This window comes from Aeromonas sp. R1-1 (genome assembly GCF_040908495.1).
Classification (GTDB): Bacteria; Pseudomonadota; Gammaproteobacteria; order Enterobacterales; family Aeromonadaceae; genus Aeromonas; species Aeromonas veronii.
The window spans coordinates 1-15,911 of sequence record NZ_JBFODV010000310.1 but is presented as its reverse complement, the minus strand read 5'-3'; the positions used below and the strand labels follow the sequence as shown (position 1 = coordinate 15,911).

Sequence of the window (15,911 nt, the reverse complement as noted above, 5' to 3'; positions counted from 1 at the left end):
CTAAATAACTGTTCCGAATAGTAGATCACTGGAGGAAGGGAACTCAGCCCAGTTTGTGCGATCTCATTAGTCGCCAAACAAAACAAGCCACACCCAAAGGACTGAGTTGATGCCTATCCTACCACCCCTGCCACGGTCACAACGGCGCCGCATTCACAAAATCATCCATGCCACGCGTGATAAAGGGCATGCTCGTCGCTTGATGGCCATCTTGCTGTTACATGAAGGACGCACGATCACTGATGTTCATCACCTTACCGGCGCTGCGCGCTCGACCATCGGTCGTTGGCTTCGGTGGTATCGAGATGAAGGCATAGATGCGCTAGAAGCCTTACCGGCTGGCCGTGCCCCAGTTTTACCTATCGCCAAGATGGTCACCTTACTGGTGCTGCTCATGCAGTTTTCTCCGCAAGATTTTGGTTATCAGCGCAGCCGTTGGTGTACCGAACTATTGGCTATCAAAATCAATCGGTTAACAGGGCTCAATGTGGCCGCCTCCACACTTCGTCGATGGTTACCTCGTATGGGGATTGTCTGGCGCAGGCCCGTGCCGACCTTGCGGATAAAAGACCCGGCCTATCAGGAGAAAATGGCGAATATCGACGCCGCGCTGGCCCGTTGTGATGCGGATAACCCGGTGTTTTATGAGGATGAAGTCGATATAGACCTCAATCCCAAATTAGGGGCCGACTGGATGTTCAGAGCGCAGCAAAAGCGTGTTGTCACTCCGGGGCAGAATGCCAAGCATTACCTGGCAGGCGTTCTTCATGCAGGCAACGGAAGAGTGCTTTACGTCAGCGGGATAAAGAAAAACTCATCCCTGTTTATCGCCATGCTGGAAAAGCTGCGTCACCACTACCGACGAGCCAAAACCATCACGCTGATCCTCGATAACTACATCATTCACAAAAGCAAACAGACCGAGCGATGGTTGAAGAAGAACCCCAAGTTCTGCCTGGTATTCCAGCCAGTTTACAGTCCTTGGGTTAATCACATCGAACGGCTGTGGCACAAGTTACATGAAACCATCACGCGCAATCATCAATGCAGAGGGATGGCCAACCTGCTGGCTCGAGTGAAACACTTCATGGATACCGTGTCTCCTTTCCCGGGGAATGGCTATGGCACAGCGAAGGTGTAGCACTATTAGGATCAGTTATTTAGCTCCAGCGGGTTCTCATTAACATAATAAAATAAAATTTGAATATGTTAGGTTCTGTCAATGTAAACTTTTTTTATCTTTCGTCCTGTTGTATTACATGTTAATATTAACCATTGGGATTAATCAAAAAATAATCACACAAAATCACATGTGTTTTACATTTCATTGAAAATTGCAAAAATCACGACTTGCATTTTTGTTAAAATAACAGACGAAAAAAATAGGAGAATTATTGTATGCCAAAATAGTCTTTAGCACCATTACAGCAAAGCTGGAATTCAGCACAGACAGATAATGAGATTGACCTTAGAGAACTTATTCTTGAATTGTGGCATAATAAATTATTGATTTTCTCTGTTGTGACTCTGTTTGCTATGGGAGGATGGGGGTATTCGTTGTCAATTCCATCGGTGTGGAGTACCAAAGCAACGATCGACAATCCACTTAAGGTTGACATATTTCCTTTACTAAAAAAAACCGACCAAATAAATCAACTTGGTTTAGGTGGCGTACCTAGTGGTAACGAATTATTCAGCGAGTTTATCCGTGAGTTTAATAAGCGCGACAATCAGCGGGATTTTTTACGGAAAAGTTCGTTTTTTAAGCATGAGGTGATCGATAAAAACCTCGATGCACAGGCGCAGCACAGGTGGTTACAAGACTGGTCTATGCTAATCAGGGCAGAGGTATTGGCCAAACCGAAAGAGCCACAAACAAAAACTGGTTATGAACTGATAGTAGCAGCTGATTCGCCAGAAACATCAACTAAACTACATGAAGCTTACACTAAATATATTAGTGCATTGCAAAAAAAACGCCTAACTGAAAACCTCATTGCAGAGCTAGACATCAAGCTAAAAGCATTGTCACTTCAGCAAAATATAATGGCAGAAGACGCTAAAATCAGAATTGAACGAGATCGTAAGTCAGCAACTTACAGCATGAATGTTGCAAAGGCAGCAAATATTGAAAAGCCTATCGAGAATTATAACGGTTCAGATCGGTTCTCTGCCTCTTTAGGTGTTGGAGCGTTAACGGAACAAGCGAAAATTTTAGATTCAATGACGCTAGATGAATATCAACCTAAACTGGTTGATTTAAAGGTTGCAATTAAGAGGTTAAAAGAAATAGATCTTACTGGAATAGATTTTCAATCATTTACCTATTTAGATTCACCGAATGAACCACTGGCGCGAGATAAACCTAAGCGGTTATTGATAGTTGTATTGGCGGCTCTGCTTGGTGGCATGCTTGGCGTTGGTATTGTATTGGTCAGATTTTCCTTTAGGGACAAATAGGAAGAATGTGTAACACGATAATATGAAGGCCAAAATTAACAATTCCCCTCATATGAGTGAGGCATAGCGTTGCACTTTTGTGTTGAATCCGCCGCCTTTGCAATAACAGCAAGGCGGTTATTACCGTTCAGCGTCCGAATTTTATATTTACATTTACACTGCGTATAAGGGGGCGTTACGTTAAATCGGACGCCCTTTTTGCTGCCTATCATCCTGCAAGATGGCTTGTTTTGCAGGGCGTTATCTCCCATCCTGCGTCGCATTATCCCTTGCCTCGGAATCTCCCCCTCATGGAAACCATTACCCATCCCACCTTGGTACAACTGGTGGCCGCCGGTGCCGTCCGTGTCGTGGTCGCCGTTGGCCAGCCTAGCGGCTGGACCCTGCTGGTGCGCTACGGCCTCGCCGAACGCGCCTTGGCCGCCCAACGTAGCAAGCAGCTCAGAGTGTTTCGTAAGCTCGATACCTTGCAGGCCTATTTGCAGCAGATCGGGGTGATCCGCTTCGAGGTCGATGCTGCCGGTTTCATGGTTGCCCCGAGACCATTGCAGGGCGTTTTAACCTATCGCTAACTCACCCATTCGGGTGTAGTATTGTGTCAATAAAAACCAAAACAGTTAGGTTGTTTGATGCCAACGGTGTTGATCATTGGGGGCTGGCGAGTGGTGATTTATCCCAACGACCATCGTCCGGCGCATGTGCACGTGATTGGGGGCGGCTGCGAGGCGGTGTTTAACCTCTCTGGGGAGCAAGATGGACCAGAGCTGCGGGAAAACCACGGGTTTGATAGTAAAGCGCTTAGGCGCATTTGGGCTGAGTTGCAACGCAATCAAGCCCACCTGATAAGCCAATGGGAGGTGATTCATGGAACTAACCGATGAAATGATTGCTCTTGCAATTCAGCGGGGGGCTGAGGCTCGCAACCGTAATCCGGTTGCTACGAGCGTGCGTTATGACCGGAGAATTGGACGGGTTGTGATCGCCTTATCTTCTGGTTTGGAACTGGCCTTTTCGCCTCATCTGGCGCAGGGGTTGGAGGCAGCGAAGCCTAGCGACTTACAGGAAATCGAGATCTCGCCGTCAGGGTTGGGAGTGCACTTTCCGAAGTTGGATGCAGATCTCTACTTGCCTGCTTTGCTGGAAGGGCTGTTGGGTTCGGCGAACTGGGCTGCATCCAAGATGGGAGCGAAGGGCGGCAAGGCCAAAACCCCCGCTAAAGTCGCAGCGGCGAGGGCAAACGGTGCAAAGGGTGGGCGCCCAAGAAAAAACGTGCCAGCGGCGGCCTGACTGCGGTAACGTACTGTCCAGAAAAGACAAACCCCGAATCTCTGCTTTCAACTTGGCGGAAGAGACAGAGAGTTCGGGGCCGTGACTTAATCACAGGAAGAAGAATACCACATGGATCACACCAAACAACCCAGCACCGCCAATAAGCGCGGTGTTCGATGGTAAAACCAGCTCTTCACGCCGCTGCATTCATCGAACGTCTCCCTCGTCGCCCTTACTGCACTGATGATAAATCGTCAGGGCTGCTCATTCGTCCGCAGGCTACCGCTCTGGGCTATCTCCACATCCAGTACAACCCGCCTCCGCATGTATCCTCCTTGGTGTTCGACTTGGACAAGCCGGACAGTTACCACGCGTGTAAGGATGCAGGCTTGCCAGCCCCGCACTGGATCAGCGTTAACCGCACGAACGGCCATGCCCATATCGGGTATATGCTGGAGGCCCCTGTAGCCCGAACCAGTTCAGCACGGCAAAAGCCGTTGCGCTATCTGGCGGCCATAGAACATGTTCTAGCGAAGCGGCTGGGGGCCGACATGGGGTATGCAGGGCTGATCACCAAAAACCCTACTCATAGCGATTGGCTCACCGTCTGGCACCAAATAGGGGTCGCTTCAGAAAACGGAAAATAAAGCACGTTAAGCCGGTGATAGAGGTCGTAACGGCCTGAACTTACCTGTACCGATCTTGGCGCCACTGCGCCACAGGTAATCCCCTATCAGGTTGATGTGCTCCCAGCCCAGCGGCGATAGGTATTGCAATAACGCATCATCGACGGCATGTCCCTTGGCTCGTAATCCATGTGCCACTCTTTCCAGATAGACTGTGTTCCTGGATTTGACCCCATAGATCCAGACACTTTTTCCCGCTTAGGGTTGTGATACCCGACTGCGCAGAAATTCCCGAGGTGAACGGTATCCCAAGGCGCTGTGCGGGTGGTGCTCGTTATAATGCTCAAACGCGATGGCCAAATTGCCTACCGCTGTTCGGCTATCCGGTTTTGGCATCATCTCGATATAGTCTCGCTTCATCGTCTTCACGAAGCTCTCCGCTATACCGTTGCCCTGTGGGCTCCTCACCGCAGTTGTTCTGGGCTCCAACCCGATTTCTCGTGCAAACGCGCGGGTCTCATGGGCTCGATACGCCGAGCCATTCCACCGGTGATGCCGGCAATGTATACCGCGTTTACCGAAGCGCACAAGGAAATACCGTGGCGCAGCATGCGGAATATGCGGAACCGCATGGCTCATGGCTATTTTGACATTAACCTCGATATTGTCTGGGACACGGTTCAGGAATTGCTGCCAGAACTGCTCAAACAGTTGCCCGTAGTGCTCCAACATTCAGATCAAGCGAGAGATGAATCATGTTGATCGGCTACGCCCGTGTCTCGACGCAAGATCAGAACCTGGAGCTTCAGCTAGAAGTACTGACTAAAGCTGGATGCCAAAAGGTTTTCGAAGACACGATCAGTGGTACTCGTACTGATCGGCCCGGTTTGGGTAAGGCACTCGAAATGCTGCGTGAGGGGGACACTCTGGTTGTTTGGAAGCTGGATAGATTGGGCCGGTCAGTGAAACAACTGGTTGCGCTGGTTAGCGATCTGCACAAACAGGGTATCCAGTTCAGGAGCCTCACCGATTCTATCGATACTGGCACGCCATCAGGCCGATTCTTTTTCCATGTCATGGCAAGCCTCGCAGAGATGGAACGAGACCTGACAGTAGAACGAACCCGAGCAGGGTTAGAAGTTGCCAAGCAACTCGGCCGCAAAGGTGGCCGTAAGCCGAAAATGACCGACAGCAAGATCGAGTCAGCCAAGAAGCTATTGGCCAGCGGAGTGCCCCCCAAGGATGTGGCCAAGAACCTTGGTGTGTCCGTTCCTACGCTATACCGCTGGATCCCTGCCTCTGCACACGCTTAGCGTGCTTTATTTTCCGTTTTCTGAGGCGACCCCTTATTGGCTTGTAATTTGCTAGTTCTTGTCACCGATTTGCCATGTAGTTATTGATATGTACATCAAAAGCCATAACCTCCCCCATGCTCTCTTGATGGCTCGAGCCAGAATGAAGGTCATGGACCAACAAAAAATGAAGTCTGACACCAGTAACGAGAATGGCCATATTACTCAGGCGTTGCTTGAGAACGCTTTGTCTCGGAGTCGCCAACCTCTTACTTATGATTATCTCATCAGAGGGCCATCCAAGGGTAATTATGTGTATAATCAGGGCATTACAACCAAGGTGGCGTCACAAAATTTAGTGGACAAATATCTGAGCTTTGACCGTAGTCGATACAACGATCTTGCCAAGAAAATAGACGCGATGGAAAGCAAGTCAAAGTCGCTCACAACTGATGATTCAATTAAGTTGAAGGATTATAAACAACAGCGAGAGTCTGTGATCAGGAAGGCTATTGATAATTTAATCGGGTAATTTCTGCCGGACTCAGTGTCATTTTTTGCCACTGGTACTACATACTGAATCTCCCCCAGTTCCCTAGACACCTCACAGCCTTAAAATGAGGCAACTATTGGAGGTGTTATGACCCGTCAGCGTTATCCAGAAACATTCACAATCGAAGCGGTTAAACAAGTCACCGAGCGCGGGCGGCCGGTGGCAACTCAGGTTGTGGGTCTTCAGAAAGTCCTGCCATTCACCGCCGGTAAACTGGCTGCCCTGATCCGAATGCACCAGTAGCGGCTGCTTGGGCTTGCGCCGCCAGACGGCCATCAATAACGCATAAACCGCCAAGTCTGCCGTCATGCGTGACTTCATCGCCCAGCCGACGATCTGGCGAGAGAACAGGTCGAGCACCACCGCCAGGTACAGCCACCCTTCTTGAGAGCGGATGTAGGTAATGTCAGTCACCCAGGAGATGAGGTGTCCTGACAAGATCGGACAGTCCCGGATCAAGCAGCCTGAGCTGTTCTCCAATACCTCTTGTTAAACTCCGCCGGGCTGACATTGCCAAGTCGTGAATGCCGACGTTGGCGGTTGTAAAAAATCTCTATGTATTCCTGAATCGCTGCCTTGGCCTCCGATCTCGTCTTGAATCTATGGTGGTGAACCAGTTCATTTTTAAGAGACCCCCAGAAGCTTTCTATCGGGGCATTGTCAAAGCAGTTCCCCTTGCGTGACATGGAGCTCTGCATGCCAAATTGTACCTGGAGAGCTCGGTAAGCCTTAGCACAGTACTGACTGCCCCGGTCTGTGTGATGGATAAGCCCAACGGGCGGCCTCTTCTGCAGCACAGCCCGAAACAGCGCCTGACTGACCAACCCGGTGGTCATTCGCTCTCCCATCGCATAACCCACTATCTCACAGGTAAACACATCCTTGAGACCAGCCAGATAAAGCCAGCCTTCGTCGGTGGCGATATAGGTGATATCACCGGTCCAGACTTCGTTGGGCTTCGTCGGCGCAAAGACCTGACCAAGGAGATTTTCCGCCACCGGCAGGGAATGAGAAGAATGGGTTGTCGCCTTGAATTTGCGCTTTTGTTTGCAAGACAACCCCATTTCACGGCGCAATAGCCCAATCCGGTCCCGCCCGGCGTAAAATCCTTCGGCGGCCGACTCAGCTTGTAAACGCGCTGCGCCATAGGTCTGGCGCGTCTTGCTGTGAGCAGCCCGAATGGCGACCTTGAGTCGTTCATCTTCTTGTTGGCGCTGTGACGGTGGACGCTGGCGCCAGTGGTAGAAGCCCGCACGAGAGACCTCCAGCATACGACAGATAACGGAAACGGGATAGAAGTCCTGCTGGTTGGCTATCCACGCGTACTTGCCAGTGACTCCTGAGCAAAGTACGCGGCTGTAGATTCAACCTGTCAACGCAACACCCTTTTCAATAACTTCTTTAGGTGTTTTAAATTTCAGGGTCTTCCTCGGCCTGCTGTTTAGTTGGGCTGCAACCTTATCCAGCTCCTGCTGGGAATATTGGGCAAGGCATGTCTTTTTTGGGAAGAACTGTCGTATGAGACCATTGGTGTTCTCGTTCGTGCCTCGTTGCCAGGGACTTTGAGGGTCGCAGAAGTAAACCTTTACTCCTGTACTGGCAGTAAGCTCCAGATGCTTGGCCAGTTCCATGCCGCGATCCCACGTCAGGGATAACCTAAGTTTGGGTGGCAGTTCCTGGAATTTATTTATAAGTGCTTGATTTACAGACCCGGCATCCTTTCCATTTAGCTTGAGAATAACTGTATAGCGCGATTTTCTATCTACAAGTGTGGCTATGTGAGAGTTATTCGTACCGGACACCAAATCGCCTTCCCAGTGACCGAAAGATCGTCGGTTGTCGATGTGCTTGGAGCGCTCGTGGATTGATATGCCGTTCACCATATTGATGGTGCCTCTTTCTCCCTTGCGTGTATGGCGTTTTCCATGACGCAGGCTATGAGAACGGCGCAGATGTTTGACAAGCAGGTGGTGCAGCGCACTCCGACTACGAAAATACAGCGTTTTATAAATCGTCTCGGCGGATATCTGCATTATGTTCTGGCAGGGGAACGTTCTCCTGAGCCAGCCAGAGATTTGCTCCGGAGACCATTTTAACTCGAGTTGTTCCAGCACAAGATTTCGTAGTTGCGAGTTCCGCTCCAGAAGGTATTTCTTGGGTCTCTTGGCCATTCGATTTGCACGATTATTGGCATCAACAGCTTTGTAGCCAAGTCGGCCACGATTGCGCTGAATTTCCCGAGATATTGTTGAAGGAGAGCGGTTAAGAGAGCGTGCGATGGCACGAATACTCATCTTTGCCGATAGACCTGCTCGAATCTCCTCACGCTCAGATAACGTGAGGTGAGCCACTGCTCGACAGCGTTCGCTCGGTTTGATGCCTCCCGTGTCCCTCAACATGGTGAAAATGGTGCCGGGTTTCGAATCCAGGATTCTCGCTATCTCACTGAAGCCGGTTCCGCGCTTCCACAGATCAAAAACAAACGCTTTTTCCTTTGCTGTAAATGTTCGTTTCATTCAACAATCCTCCGCAACAGCATGCTTTCACATGGTTGTTGCGTTGATCAATTGAATCTACAAAAACATAATATCCCATAAATTCAAAAACCTTACTTCTTATGATTCAATATCTTAATATTTAAGTGCTAGTGAGTTCAATTCTGAAGTGCAACGCTAAGTTGTTTCTCTTGATTTACTTGTATTGCCCGTCCCCTCGCTCAATAGGGGCGTAGCTTGCGCAAAGCCGCGCCGTTGCTGGGAATAAAATCCCTTAACGTGCTTTAATTTCCTAATGCTGAAGTAATCCCTACAACGCCGCCAGCCTTGGAAAGTAAATTACACTTTATCAAAATAAAATCATATTTTTTTGATAAAATGATAAAATGATAAAATGATAAAATGTCAATCTAGACTATTCCGCCGTTCCAGATACTGCTCTAAAGCCTCACGTATGACAGCACTTGTATTTTTCGGACCAGACCCACAGAGTTTATTTTCTGCTGATACCCTGGTAATTGCCTGATCGAGAGATTGGGGCAGAGCAAGACTCCGCTGTACGGTTTTTTCAGTTTTGACAATGAGCGATGGCCCACCATATTGCTTATCAGCCAATTTGTCGGCGAGAGCAGCAACCTGAGCATCTGATGGTTTTTTTATAGACCGTGGTTTTAAAGCCATTTGGAATACACCTCTTCGATAAGTTGCTCAACCTCTTCGATTGCGGTTCTATTGGTTGCCTCTAAAACAGACTTCCCGAGAGGGACTACGTCTCGATAAATTTTTCGTTCACAGTTAATAGCATTAAGAGGAGGTAAGGTCGGGAAGGACTTCAGATATTCGAGAAACTCTGCTCGTTCTTTACCACGCAATACAGGATTAGTAGTAGCTCGCGTCTGGTACATATAGAGGTTTAAATCAGGATTTAGATCCTGCCAAGCCTCCAACTGGCCTTCAAGCTCTTCCAAAGTGTCCAGATCGAACTGTGAGCATAAATGCGGAGCAATCATTACATCAGCCACAGCCCCCGCATTAGCCAGTTCACGGCTATTGCGACCAGCCACATCTACAATCACATGATCAAACTTTTCATCGAGCTGGCGCAAAGTTTGACTGATGTTGCCATATTTCTGAATAAGGGTAATACGAGGTAGCAGATCGGCTTCCTCACGAGAAGCATGCCACTTTGCCGCAGATGACTGAAGATCCGCATCTAAAAGACAAACATCCTTCCCGCGCAATGCCAAAGCAATTGCAATGTTTGTAGCAGTTGTGCTCTTTGACGCACCACCTTTGTTTGAACCTATAACAGTAATCATAGGGGCCTCTAGTGCAAATGGACATTACGAGGCCACTATATCATAAAAAAATATTTTGATAATATAATTTTTTATCACTTTATCACTTTATCACTTTATCACTTTATCACTTTATCACTTTATCACTTTATCAAATGCGCGCGTGTTGATAAAAAATATATGAATGCGAATCCTCTCAATGAACTTGGCGTAACAACTTAGAGGATGGATGGAACGCAGTATGGTTTGATTTGTGTACACCCCAGGTGAACCATCTAGACAGTGAGCTCCGGAAGTAGTAAAACCACTCAAAACACACCATTTTATGTAAACCACTTAAAAGAGACCAATGCGTGTCCAATCGTGTTTTTGCCTATTTACGGGCCAGTACCAAAGAGCAAGATGCCCTGCGGGCTAAAGAGCCTCTTTTGCACTTCGCGAATGAACGCCAGTTCCAAATTGATGGCTGGTTTCAAGAGCATGAAAGTGGGGCCATGTTCACGCGCCCTGAATTGTTTCGGTTGTTGGAACTGGCAAAGCCAGGTGACATCTTGCTCGTTGAGCAGGTGGATCGGCTTAGTCGACTGGATACCCCTGACTGGGAACGCCTGAAAATGCTGATCAAAGGCAAGGAGCTGCGGGTGGTTGCGCTTGATCTCCCCACCTCTTGGGCCATGCTCACGCCTTCGGCTGGTTTCCAGGAGCGGATGTTGGCCGCCATCAATGACATGATGCTTGATATGTTGGCTGCCATCGCTCGTAAAGACTATGAGGATAGGCGTAGGCGGCAGGCCGAGGGCATTGCCAAGGCCAAGCAGGCAGGGCGATACAAAGGACGTCCAGTCGATACTGCATTACATGACCGAGTGCGATTGGCGTTAAACAACGAATGGTCATGGTCTCAGATTGAGGCTAATTTCAAATGTTCCAGGGCAACCATTGCCAAGGTGGCAAAAGAGATGAGGGCGGCCCCTGATGCCATTCAACAATGATGAAGATAATGCCTATCTGGATCTACAGCTTAAAATGGCGCTGGATAGTTGGGATCCGGCTAAGCCAAGGCGTTGGCTGGCGCGCTATGGTGGTTTACCTGGCTTGGGTATCGGAACTGGAGTCGTGGCCAAGGAATACAAGGCATTGCTAGTACAGGCTCAGGCGTTAACCCAACGAAAACGGCGCACAGATGGTGGCGATAGTTTACCCAATATCAATTATCCGCTTTGGTGATCATCGTCGTGCCACTGAATACACATGACCTTATTTACTGTACGCGCTCGGGTCAATGCTGCCCATTCATCCCTATACCGTGTTACATTTGCGCTATTTTATCCCCGCCGAATGTCCCCAGTGAGACTAAGCAGAACTTATGAAAAAACTTTCGATTGATTCACCAGAATTGGCTTCGACTTCTTTGATTGAGGAAAACATGGGGCAGTTAAAGCAGCTGTTCCCGGATGCGTTTAGTGAGGGAAAAATTGATTTTGATGTGTTAAAGCAATTGCTTGGTAGTGAAGTCGATGATAGAGAGGAGCGCTATGGCCTGAATTGGCACGGTAAGCGGCAAGCTCGGCAAATTGCATTAACACCATCTAGAGGTACGCTACGCCCATGTCAAGAAGATAGTGTGAATTGGGATAGCACACAGAACCTGATGATTGAAGGTGATAATTTAGAGGTGCTAAAGCTGTTGCAAAAGAGCTACAGCGGAAAAGTGAAACTCATCTATATTGACCCACCGTACAACACAGGTAAAGATTTTGTTTATCCTGATAATTTTCAGGATAATGTTCAGAACTATTTGGAATTGACAGGGCAAGCTGATGGCAATGTTAAGTTAAGTACAAATACTGAAACCAGTGGGCGTTATCATACTGACTGGTTGAACATGATGTACCCACGTTTAAAGTTGGCGCGTAATTTACTTTGTGATGATGGGGTCGTTTTTATTTCAATTGATGATTCTGAAATAGAAAACCTTAAAGTAATATGTAATGATATATTCGGTGAAGATAATTTTATTTCAACAATATCACGGGTTATGAAAACTGGTGGGGCTAAGGGGAATTTCTTTACTCCTAATGTTGAGTTTATTTTGGTTTATGCAAAAAAGATAATAAATGCAACTCATTTTAGAGCCCGGATAGGGGGGGAGCAAATAGCCACATATTATAATAAGGTGCAAGTCGGTGGAGAACGTGACGGCGAAGTCTATGGTGAGGAACGGTTATATAAAGCAAGCTTGGATGCAAGAGCAAATCAGCGCTATTGGGTTGAATGTCCTGATGGTTCTTTTGTTATTCCTCCGGGATCAACATTTCCTGAAAAAACTCAAGATGGAATACAAGTCACTCCGGAGCGTGGTGATGGTGTTTGGAAATGGACTTACGCTAGATATAAAGAGGAATTCTCTCAAGGTAATATAGTTTTTAAAGAAACAAGTACCTCTGCTCTTTTGGATGAAAATGGAGTGAAATCAAAATACAACATATACAATAAACTTTGGTTGAAAGAACAGCAAGAAAAAGGTATGGTCCCAGGCAATCTAATAAGTAAGTGGGAAAATCGACAGAGTTCCGCAGAACTAAAGGATTTGGGGATACCGTTTGACTTTGCAAAACCTACCAATCTTATTAAGTATATTATTGAAATTGCCAGGGTTAATGAAAGTGATATTGTTATGGATTTTTTCGCTGGTTCTGGCTCTGTAGGTCATGCAGTATACAAATACAATATTGAAAACTGTTCAAATTTACGTTGTATCCTTGTGCAATTGCCTGAACTTCTCTCTAGAGAGAATAAAGAGCAAAAGCAAGCTTATGATTTTTGTGTTAAGTATAAAAAATCATTTTCTATTGCTGAGCTTACCAAAGAACGCCTCCGACGCGCCGGAGCTAAAGTCAGCGCTGACAATCCTGACTGGCAAGGTGATACCGGATTCCGCGTATTTAAGCTCGATACCTCAAATATTCGCCCATGGTCGGCAGATGCCGCGTCGTTGGATGCACAGATGCAGGCCAGCTTGTCACCGCTGCTCGAAGATCGCTCACAGGATGATGTCATGACAGAATTGCTGCTCAAGCGCGGCATTGATTTGAGTGTCCGTCTTGAAGTGCGTGACTTTGATGGTTTACGCGTGACCTGTGCTGGTAATGGGATGTTGTTTACCTGTCTTGAATCACATATTCCTGCTTCTTCCATTGAAGCTCTGGCATCAGGGTTAACTACCTGGCATCGCGAGCTAGGGGGGAGTGCTGATGCGGTGTGTTATTTCATCGATGAAGCATTTGAAAATAATGTTGCCAAGTCCAACCTCTGTGCCACGTTGGTGCAGCAGGGCCTCAACCAATTGCACAGTCTGTAAGGGGGCAAGATGAAACTCCATTTTGAACCCGATCTCGATTATCAACTGGATGCTATTACTGCCGTGTGCGACCTGTTTGCTGGCATGGAACGTTGGCAAAATGAGATGACCGTACTGGCTCCAGTGCAAGGGGCATTGGCGCTAGAGGGGGCTACAGGGGCATCCCCGGTTAACCCAGAAATACATGATGAGGCGTGGTTACTGGCCAATACCCAGCAGGTGCAGTTGCGAAATAAACTGCCCCCGGCGGATGAGCTTGTCAGTCGGGATTTCACCGTCGAGATGGAAACTGGGACGGGGAAAACCTATGTCTATCTGCGCTCCCTGTTTGAGTTGAATCAGCGGTTCGGGATGAGCAAGTTCATTATCGTGGTGCCCTCTGTCGCCATTAAAGAGGGTGTCTATAAAACCCTGCAAATAACACGGCAGCATTTCCAAAGCCTATATGCTGGCATTCCTTACGACTATTATCTTTACGACTCAACAAGGCCTGGAGATGTACGCAATTTTGCCACCAGTTCTGTGATGCAAATTATGGTAATGACGGTAGGGGCAATAAACAAAAAAGATGTTAACAAGCTCTACCAGTCGAGTGAAAAAACGACTGTAGATGAGTTGGATAAGCCAATTGACCTGATCCGTGCCACTCGTCCAGTAGTGATTGTCGATGAGCCACAAAGTGTTGATGGTGGTCTGAACGGTGCAGGTAAAACCGCACTGGAGTCAATGAATTCACTGATTACTCTGCGTTATTCGGCGACCCATACCGATAAGCACCACATGTTGTATCGCCTGGATGCAGTTGACGCTTATGAGCGTAAACTGGTCAAGCAAATTGAAGTTGCGGGAATGCAGGTCGAGAACGCCCATAACTTGGCCTATGTGAAGCTCATTTCTATGGAGAACAAACGCGGTACCATCAGGGCCACCCTTTTACTTGATGTTGAACGTCCACAAGGTGGTGTTCAACGTGAAGAGGTTATTGTTACCGATGGTAGTCGCCTTGATGACGATACTGGTCGTGCAGTTTATGCCGATTATCGGATTGGTGAGATACGGCTGGGTAAGGGCGGATTTGTGACTCTCATTACACCACAGGGCGAGCAGTTTTTGCAGCCAGGCGACACGGTTGGCGATGTGGAGCCCCTTACACTGCAACGGCATTTGATCCGACGAACTATTCGCGAGCATTTGGATAAAGAGTTGCGCTTGAACTCGCAAGGTATCAAGGTACTCTCGTTATTCTTCATCGACCGAGTAGACCTTTATCGCCAAGTAAATGAGGATGGCCGTCGTGAGCCTGGCGCATATGCCCGTGTATTTGAAGACGAGTACCAAGCATTATTGCGTCAACCGCTGTATGCCGCATTGCGTGAGAGCCACCCTGTACAGGCTAAATAACTGTTCCGAATAGTAGATCACTGGAGGAAGGGAACTCAGCCCAGTTTGTGCGATCTCATTAGTCGCCAAACAAAACAAGCCACACCCAAAGGACTGAGTTGATGCCTATCCTACCACCCCTGCCACGGTCACAACGGCGCCGCATTCACAAAATCATCCATGCCACGCGTGATAAAGGGCATGCTCGTCGCTTGATGGCCATCTTGCTGTTACATGAAGGACGCACGATCACTGATGTTCATCACCTTACCGGCGCTGCGCGCTCGACCATCGGTCGTTGGCTTCGGTGGTATCGAGATGAAGGCATAGATGCGCTAGAAGCCTTACCGGCTGGCCGTGCCCCAGTTTTACCTATCGCCAAGATGGTCACCTTACTGGTGCTGCTCATGCAGTTTTCTCCGCAAGATTTTGGTTATCAGCGCAGCCGTTGGTGTACCGAACTATTGGCTATCAAAATCAATCGGTTAACAGGGCTCAATGTGGCCGCCTCCACACTTCGTCGATGGTTACCTCGTATGGGGATTGTCTGGCGCAGGCCCGTGCCGACCTTGCGGATAAAAGACCCGGCCTATCAGGAGAAAATGGCGAATATCGACGCCGCGCTGGCCCGTTGTGATGCGGATAACCCGGTGTTTTATGAGGATGAAGTCGATATAGACCTCAATCCCAAATTAGGGGCCGACTGGATGTTCAGAGCGCAGCAAAAGCGTGTTGTCACTCCGGGGCAGAATGCCAAGCATTACCTGGCAGGCGTTCTTCATGCAGGCAACGGAAGAGTGCTTTACGTCAGCGGGATAAAGAAAAACTCATCCCTGTTTATCGCCATGCTGGAAAAGCTGCGTCACCACTACCGACGAGCCAAAACCATCACGCTGATCCTCGATAACTACATCATTCACAAAAGCAAACAGACCGAGCGATGGTTGAAGAAGAACCCCAAGTTCTGCCTGGTATTCCAGCCAGTTTACAGTCCTTGGGTTAATCACATCGAACGGCTGTGGCACAAGTTACATGAAACCATCACGCGCAATCATCAATGCAGAGGGATGGCCAACCTGCTGGCTCGAGTGAAACACTTCATGGATACCGTGTCTCCTTTCCCGGGGAATGGCTATGGCACAGCGAAGGTGTAGCACTATTAGGATCAGTTATTTAG

16 protein-coding genes and 4 pseudogenes are annotated in these 15,911 nt (G+C 48.2%); 14 read left to right on the top strand and 6 right to left on the bottom strand.

Features of this window, described 5'->3' with window-relative positions:
• Window positions 1–109 precede the first annotated feature (109 nt).
• From AB5Y92_RS21870 to AB5Y92_RS21845, 6 genes are all read left to right on the top strand, one after another.
• Entirely contained in the window at window positions 110–1,141 is a 1,032-nt protein-coding gene (locus AB5Y92_RS21870; protein ID WP_101318646.1) for an IS630-like element ISAhy2 family transposase, read from the top strand.
• A gap of 320 nt (window positions 1,142–1,461) precedes the next feature.
• Entirely contained in the window at window positions 1,462–2,460 is a 999-nt protein-coding gene (locus AB5Y92_RS21865) for a Wzz/FepE/Etk N-terminal domain-containing protein (RefSeq protein WP_368227791.1), read from the top strand.
• A 290-nt stretch (window positions 2,461–2,750) separates the two neighbouring features.
• Window positions 2,751–3,032 carry a hypothetical protein gene (locus AB5Y92_RS21860; protein WP_101318640.1) on the top strand — a complete coding sequence of 94 codons (282 nt, stop codon included), beginning with the start codon at window positions 2,751–2,753 and terminating at the stop codon, window positions 3,030–3,032.
• 57 nt (window positions 3,033–3,089) lie between these two features.
• Entirely contained in the window at window positions 3,090–3,341 is a 252-nt protein-coding gene (locus tag AB5Y92_RS21855; RefSeq protein ID WP_101318738.1) for a DUF4160 domain-containing protein, read from the top strand.
• Window positions 3,325–3,747 carry a DUF2442 domain-containing protein gene (locus AB5Y92_RS21850; protein WP_101318736.1) on the top strand — a complete coding sequence of 141 codons (423 nt, stop codon included), beginning with the start codon at window positions 3,325–3,327 and terminating at the stop codon, window positions 3,745–3,747. Before AB5Y92_RS21855 ends, AB5Y92_RS21850 begins: the two co-directional genes overlap by 17 nt.
• Before the next feature lie 158 nt (window positions 3,748–3,905).
• Window positions 3,906–4,376: a replication initiation protein gene (locus AB5Y92_RS21845; protein ID WP_232790183.1), complete on the top strand. Its 471-nt coding sequence runs from the start codon at window positions 3,906–3,908 to the stop codon at window positions 4,374–4,376.
• Window positions 4,377–4,382: 6 nt separating this feature from the next.
• Here AB5Y92_RS21845 and AB5Y92_RS21840 read toward each other — a convergent pair.
• A pseudogene (locus AB5Y92_RS21840) lies at window positions 4,383–4,574 on the bottom strand (Tn3 family transposase); the annotation flags it as partial.
• A gap of 51 nt (window positions 4,575–4,625) precedes the next feature.
• A pseudogene (locus AB5Y92_RS21835) lies at window positions 4,626–4,898 on the bottom strand (integrase core domain-containing protein); the annotation flags it as partial.
• Between AB5Y92_RS21835 and AB5Y92_RS21830 the strand changes: the two are divergent.
• The 3 genes from AB5Y92_RS21830 to AB5Y92_RS21820 all read left to right on the top strand — a co-directional run bounded on the left by AB5Y92_RS21830 (window position 4,875) and on the right by AB5Y92_RS21820 (window position 6,179).
• The gene (locus AB5Y92_RS21830) at window positions 4,875–5,117 is read left to right on the top strand and encodes a DUF86 domain-containing protein (RefSeq protein ID WP_005321375.1); all 243 of its coding nucleotides are present in this window, start codon (window positions 4,875–4,877) and stop codon (window positions 5,115–5,117) included. The pseudogene AB5Y92_RS21835 and the gene AB5Y92_RS21830 sit on opposite strands and share 24 nt — an antisense overlap.
• Entirely contained in the window at window positions 5,111–5,668 is a 558-nt protein-coding gene (locus tag AB5Y92_RS21825; RefSeq protein WP_101318734.1) for a recombinase family protein, read from the top strand. Before AB5Y92_RS21830 ends, AB5Y92_RS21825 begins: the two co-directional genes overlap by 7 nt.
• Window positions 5,669–5,819: 151 nt before the next feature.
• A complete protein-coding gene (locus AB5Y92_RS21820) occupies window positions 5,820–6,179 on the top strand; it encodes a hypothetical protein (RefSeq protein ID WP_138984556.1) in 360 nt (119 codons plus the stop codon).
• A 183-nt stretch (window positions 6,180–6,362) separates the two neighbouring features.
• On the opposite strand, the pseudogene AB5Y92_RS21815 reads toward AB5Y92_RS21820, so the two are convergent.
• From AB5Y92_RS21815 to AB5Y92_RS21800, 4 genes and pseudogenes are all read right to left on the bottom strand, one after another.
• Window positions 6,363–6,623, bottom strand: a pseudogene (locus tag AB5Y92_RS21815) (DDE-type integrase/transposase/recombinase); the annotation flags it as partial.
• Between the two features lie 32 nt (window positions 6,624–6,655).
• Window positions 6,656–8,599: pseudogene (locus AB5Y92_RS21810) on the bottom strand (IS3 family transposase).
• 501 nt (window positions 8,600–9,100) lie between these two features.
• On the bottom strand, window positions 9,101–9,376 hold the full coding sequence (locus AB5Y92_RS21805) for a hypothetical protein (protein WP_073545203.1): 276 nt from the start codon (window positions 9,374–9,376) through the stop codon (window positions 9,101–9,103).
• Window positions 9,367–10,014 (bottom strand): division plane positioning ATPase MipZ, encoded by a 648-nt coding sequence (locus AB5Y92_RS21800; protein WP_005321392.1) that lies wholly within the window; start codon window positions 10,012–10,014, stop codon window positions 9,367–9,369. The genes AB5Y92_RS21805 and AB5Y92_RS21800 overlap by 10 nt, the downstream gene beginning before the upstream one ends.
• A 332-nt stretch (window positions 10,015–10,346) precedes the next feature.
• Between AB5Y92_RS21800 and AB5Y92_RS21795 the strand changes: the two genes are divergently transcribed.
• The 5 genes from AB5Y92_RS21795 (at window position 10,347) to AB5Y92_RS21775 (ending at window position 15,888) form a co-directional block, all read left to right on the top strand.
• Entirely contained in the window at window positions 10,347–10,985 is a 639-nt protein-coding gene (locus AB5Y92_RS21795; RefSeq protein ID WP_088814310.1) for a recombinase family protein, read from the top strand.
• Window positions 10,969–11,220: a hypothetical protein gene (locus AB5Y92_RS21790; RefSeq protein ID WP_275116054.1), complete on the top strand. Its 252-nt coding sequence runs from the start codon at window positions 10,969–10,971 to the stop codon at window positions 11,218–11,220. Before AB5Y92_RS21795 ends, AB5Y92_RS21790 begins: the two co-directional genes overlap by 17 nt.
• Before the next feature lie 139 nt (window positions 11,221–11,359).
• On the top strand, window positions 11,360–13,354 hold the full coding sequence (locus AB5Y92_RS21785; RefSeq protein ID WP_368227783.1) for a site-specific DNA-methyltransferase: 1,995 nt from the start codon (window positions 11,360–11,362) through the stop codon (window positions 13,352–13,354).
• 9 nt (window positions 13,355–13,363) lie between these two features.
• Complete coding sequence (locus tag AB5Y92_RS21780) at window positions 13,364–14,755, top strand: DEAD/DEAH box helicase family protein (protein ID WP_368227781.1); 1,392 nt, start codon at window positions 13,364–13,366, stop codon at window positions 14,753–14,755.
• 101 nt (window positions 14,756–14,856) lie between these two features.
• A complete protein-coding gene (locus AB5Y92_RS21775) occupies window positions 14,857–15,888 on the top strand; it encodes an IS630-like element ISAhy2 family transposase (protein ID WP_101318646.1) in 1,032 nt (343 codons plus the stop codon).
• Window positions 15,889–15,911 lie beyond the last annotated feature (23 nt).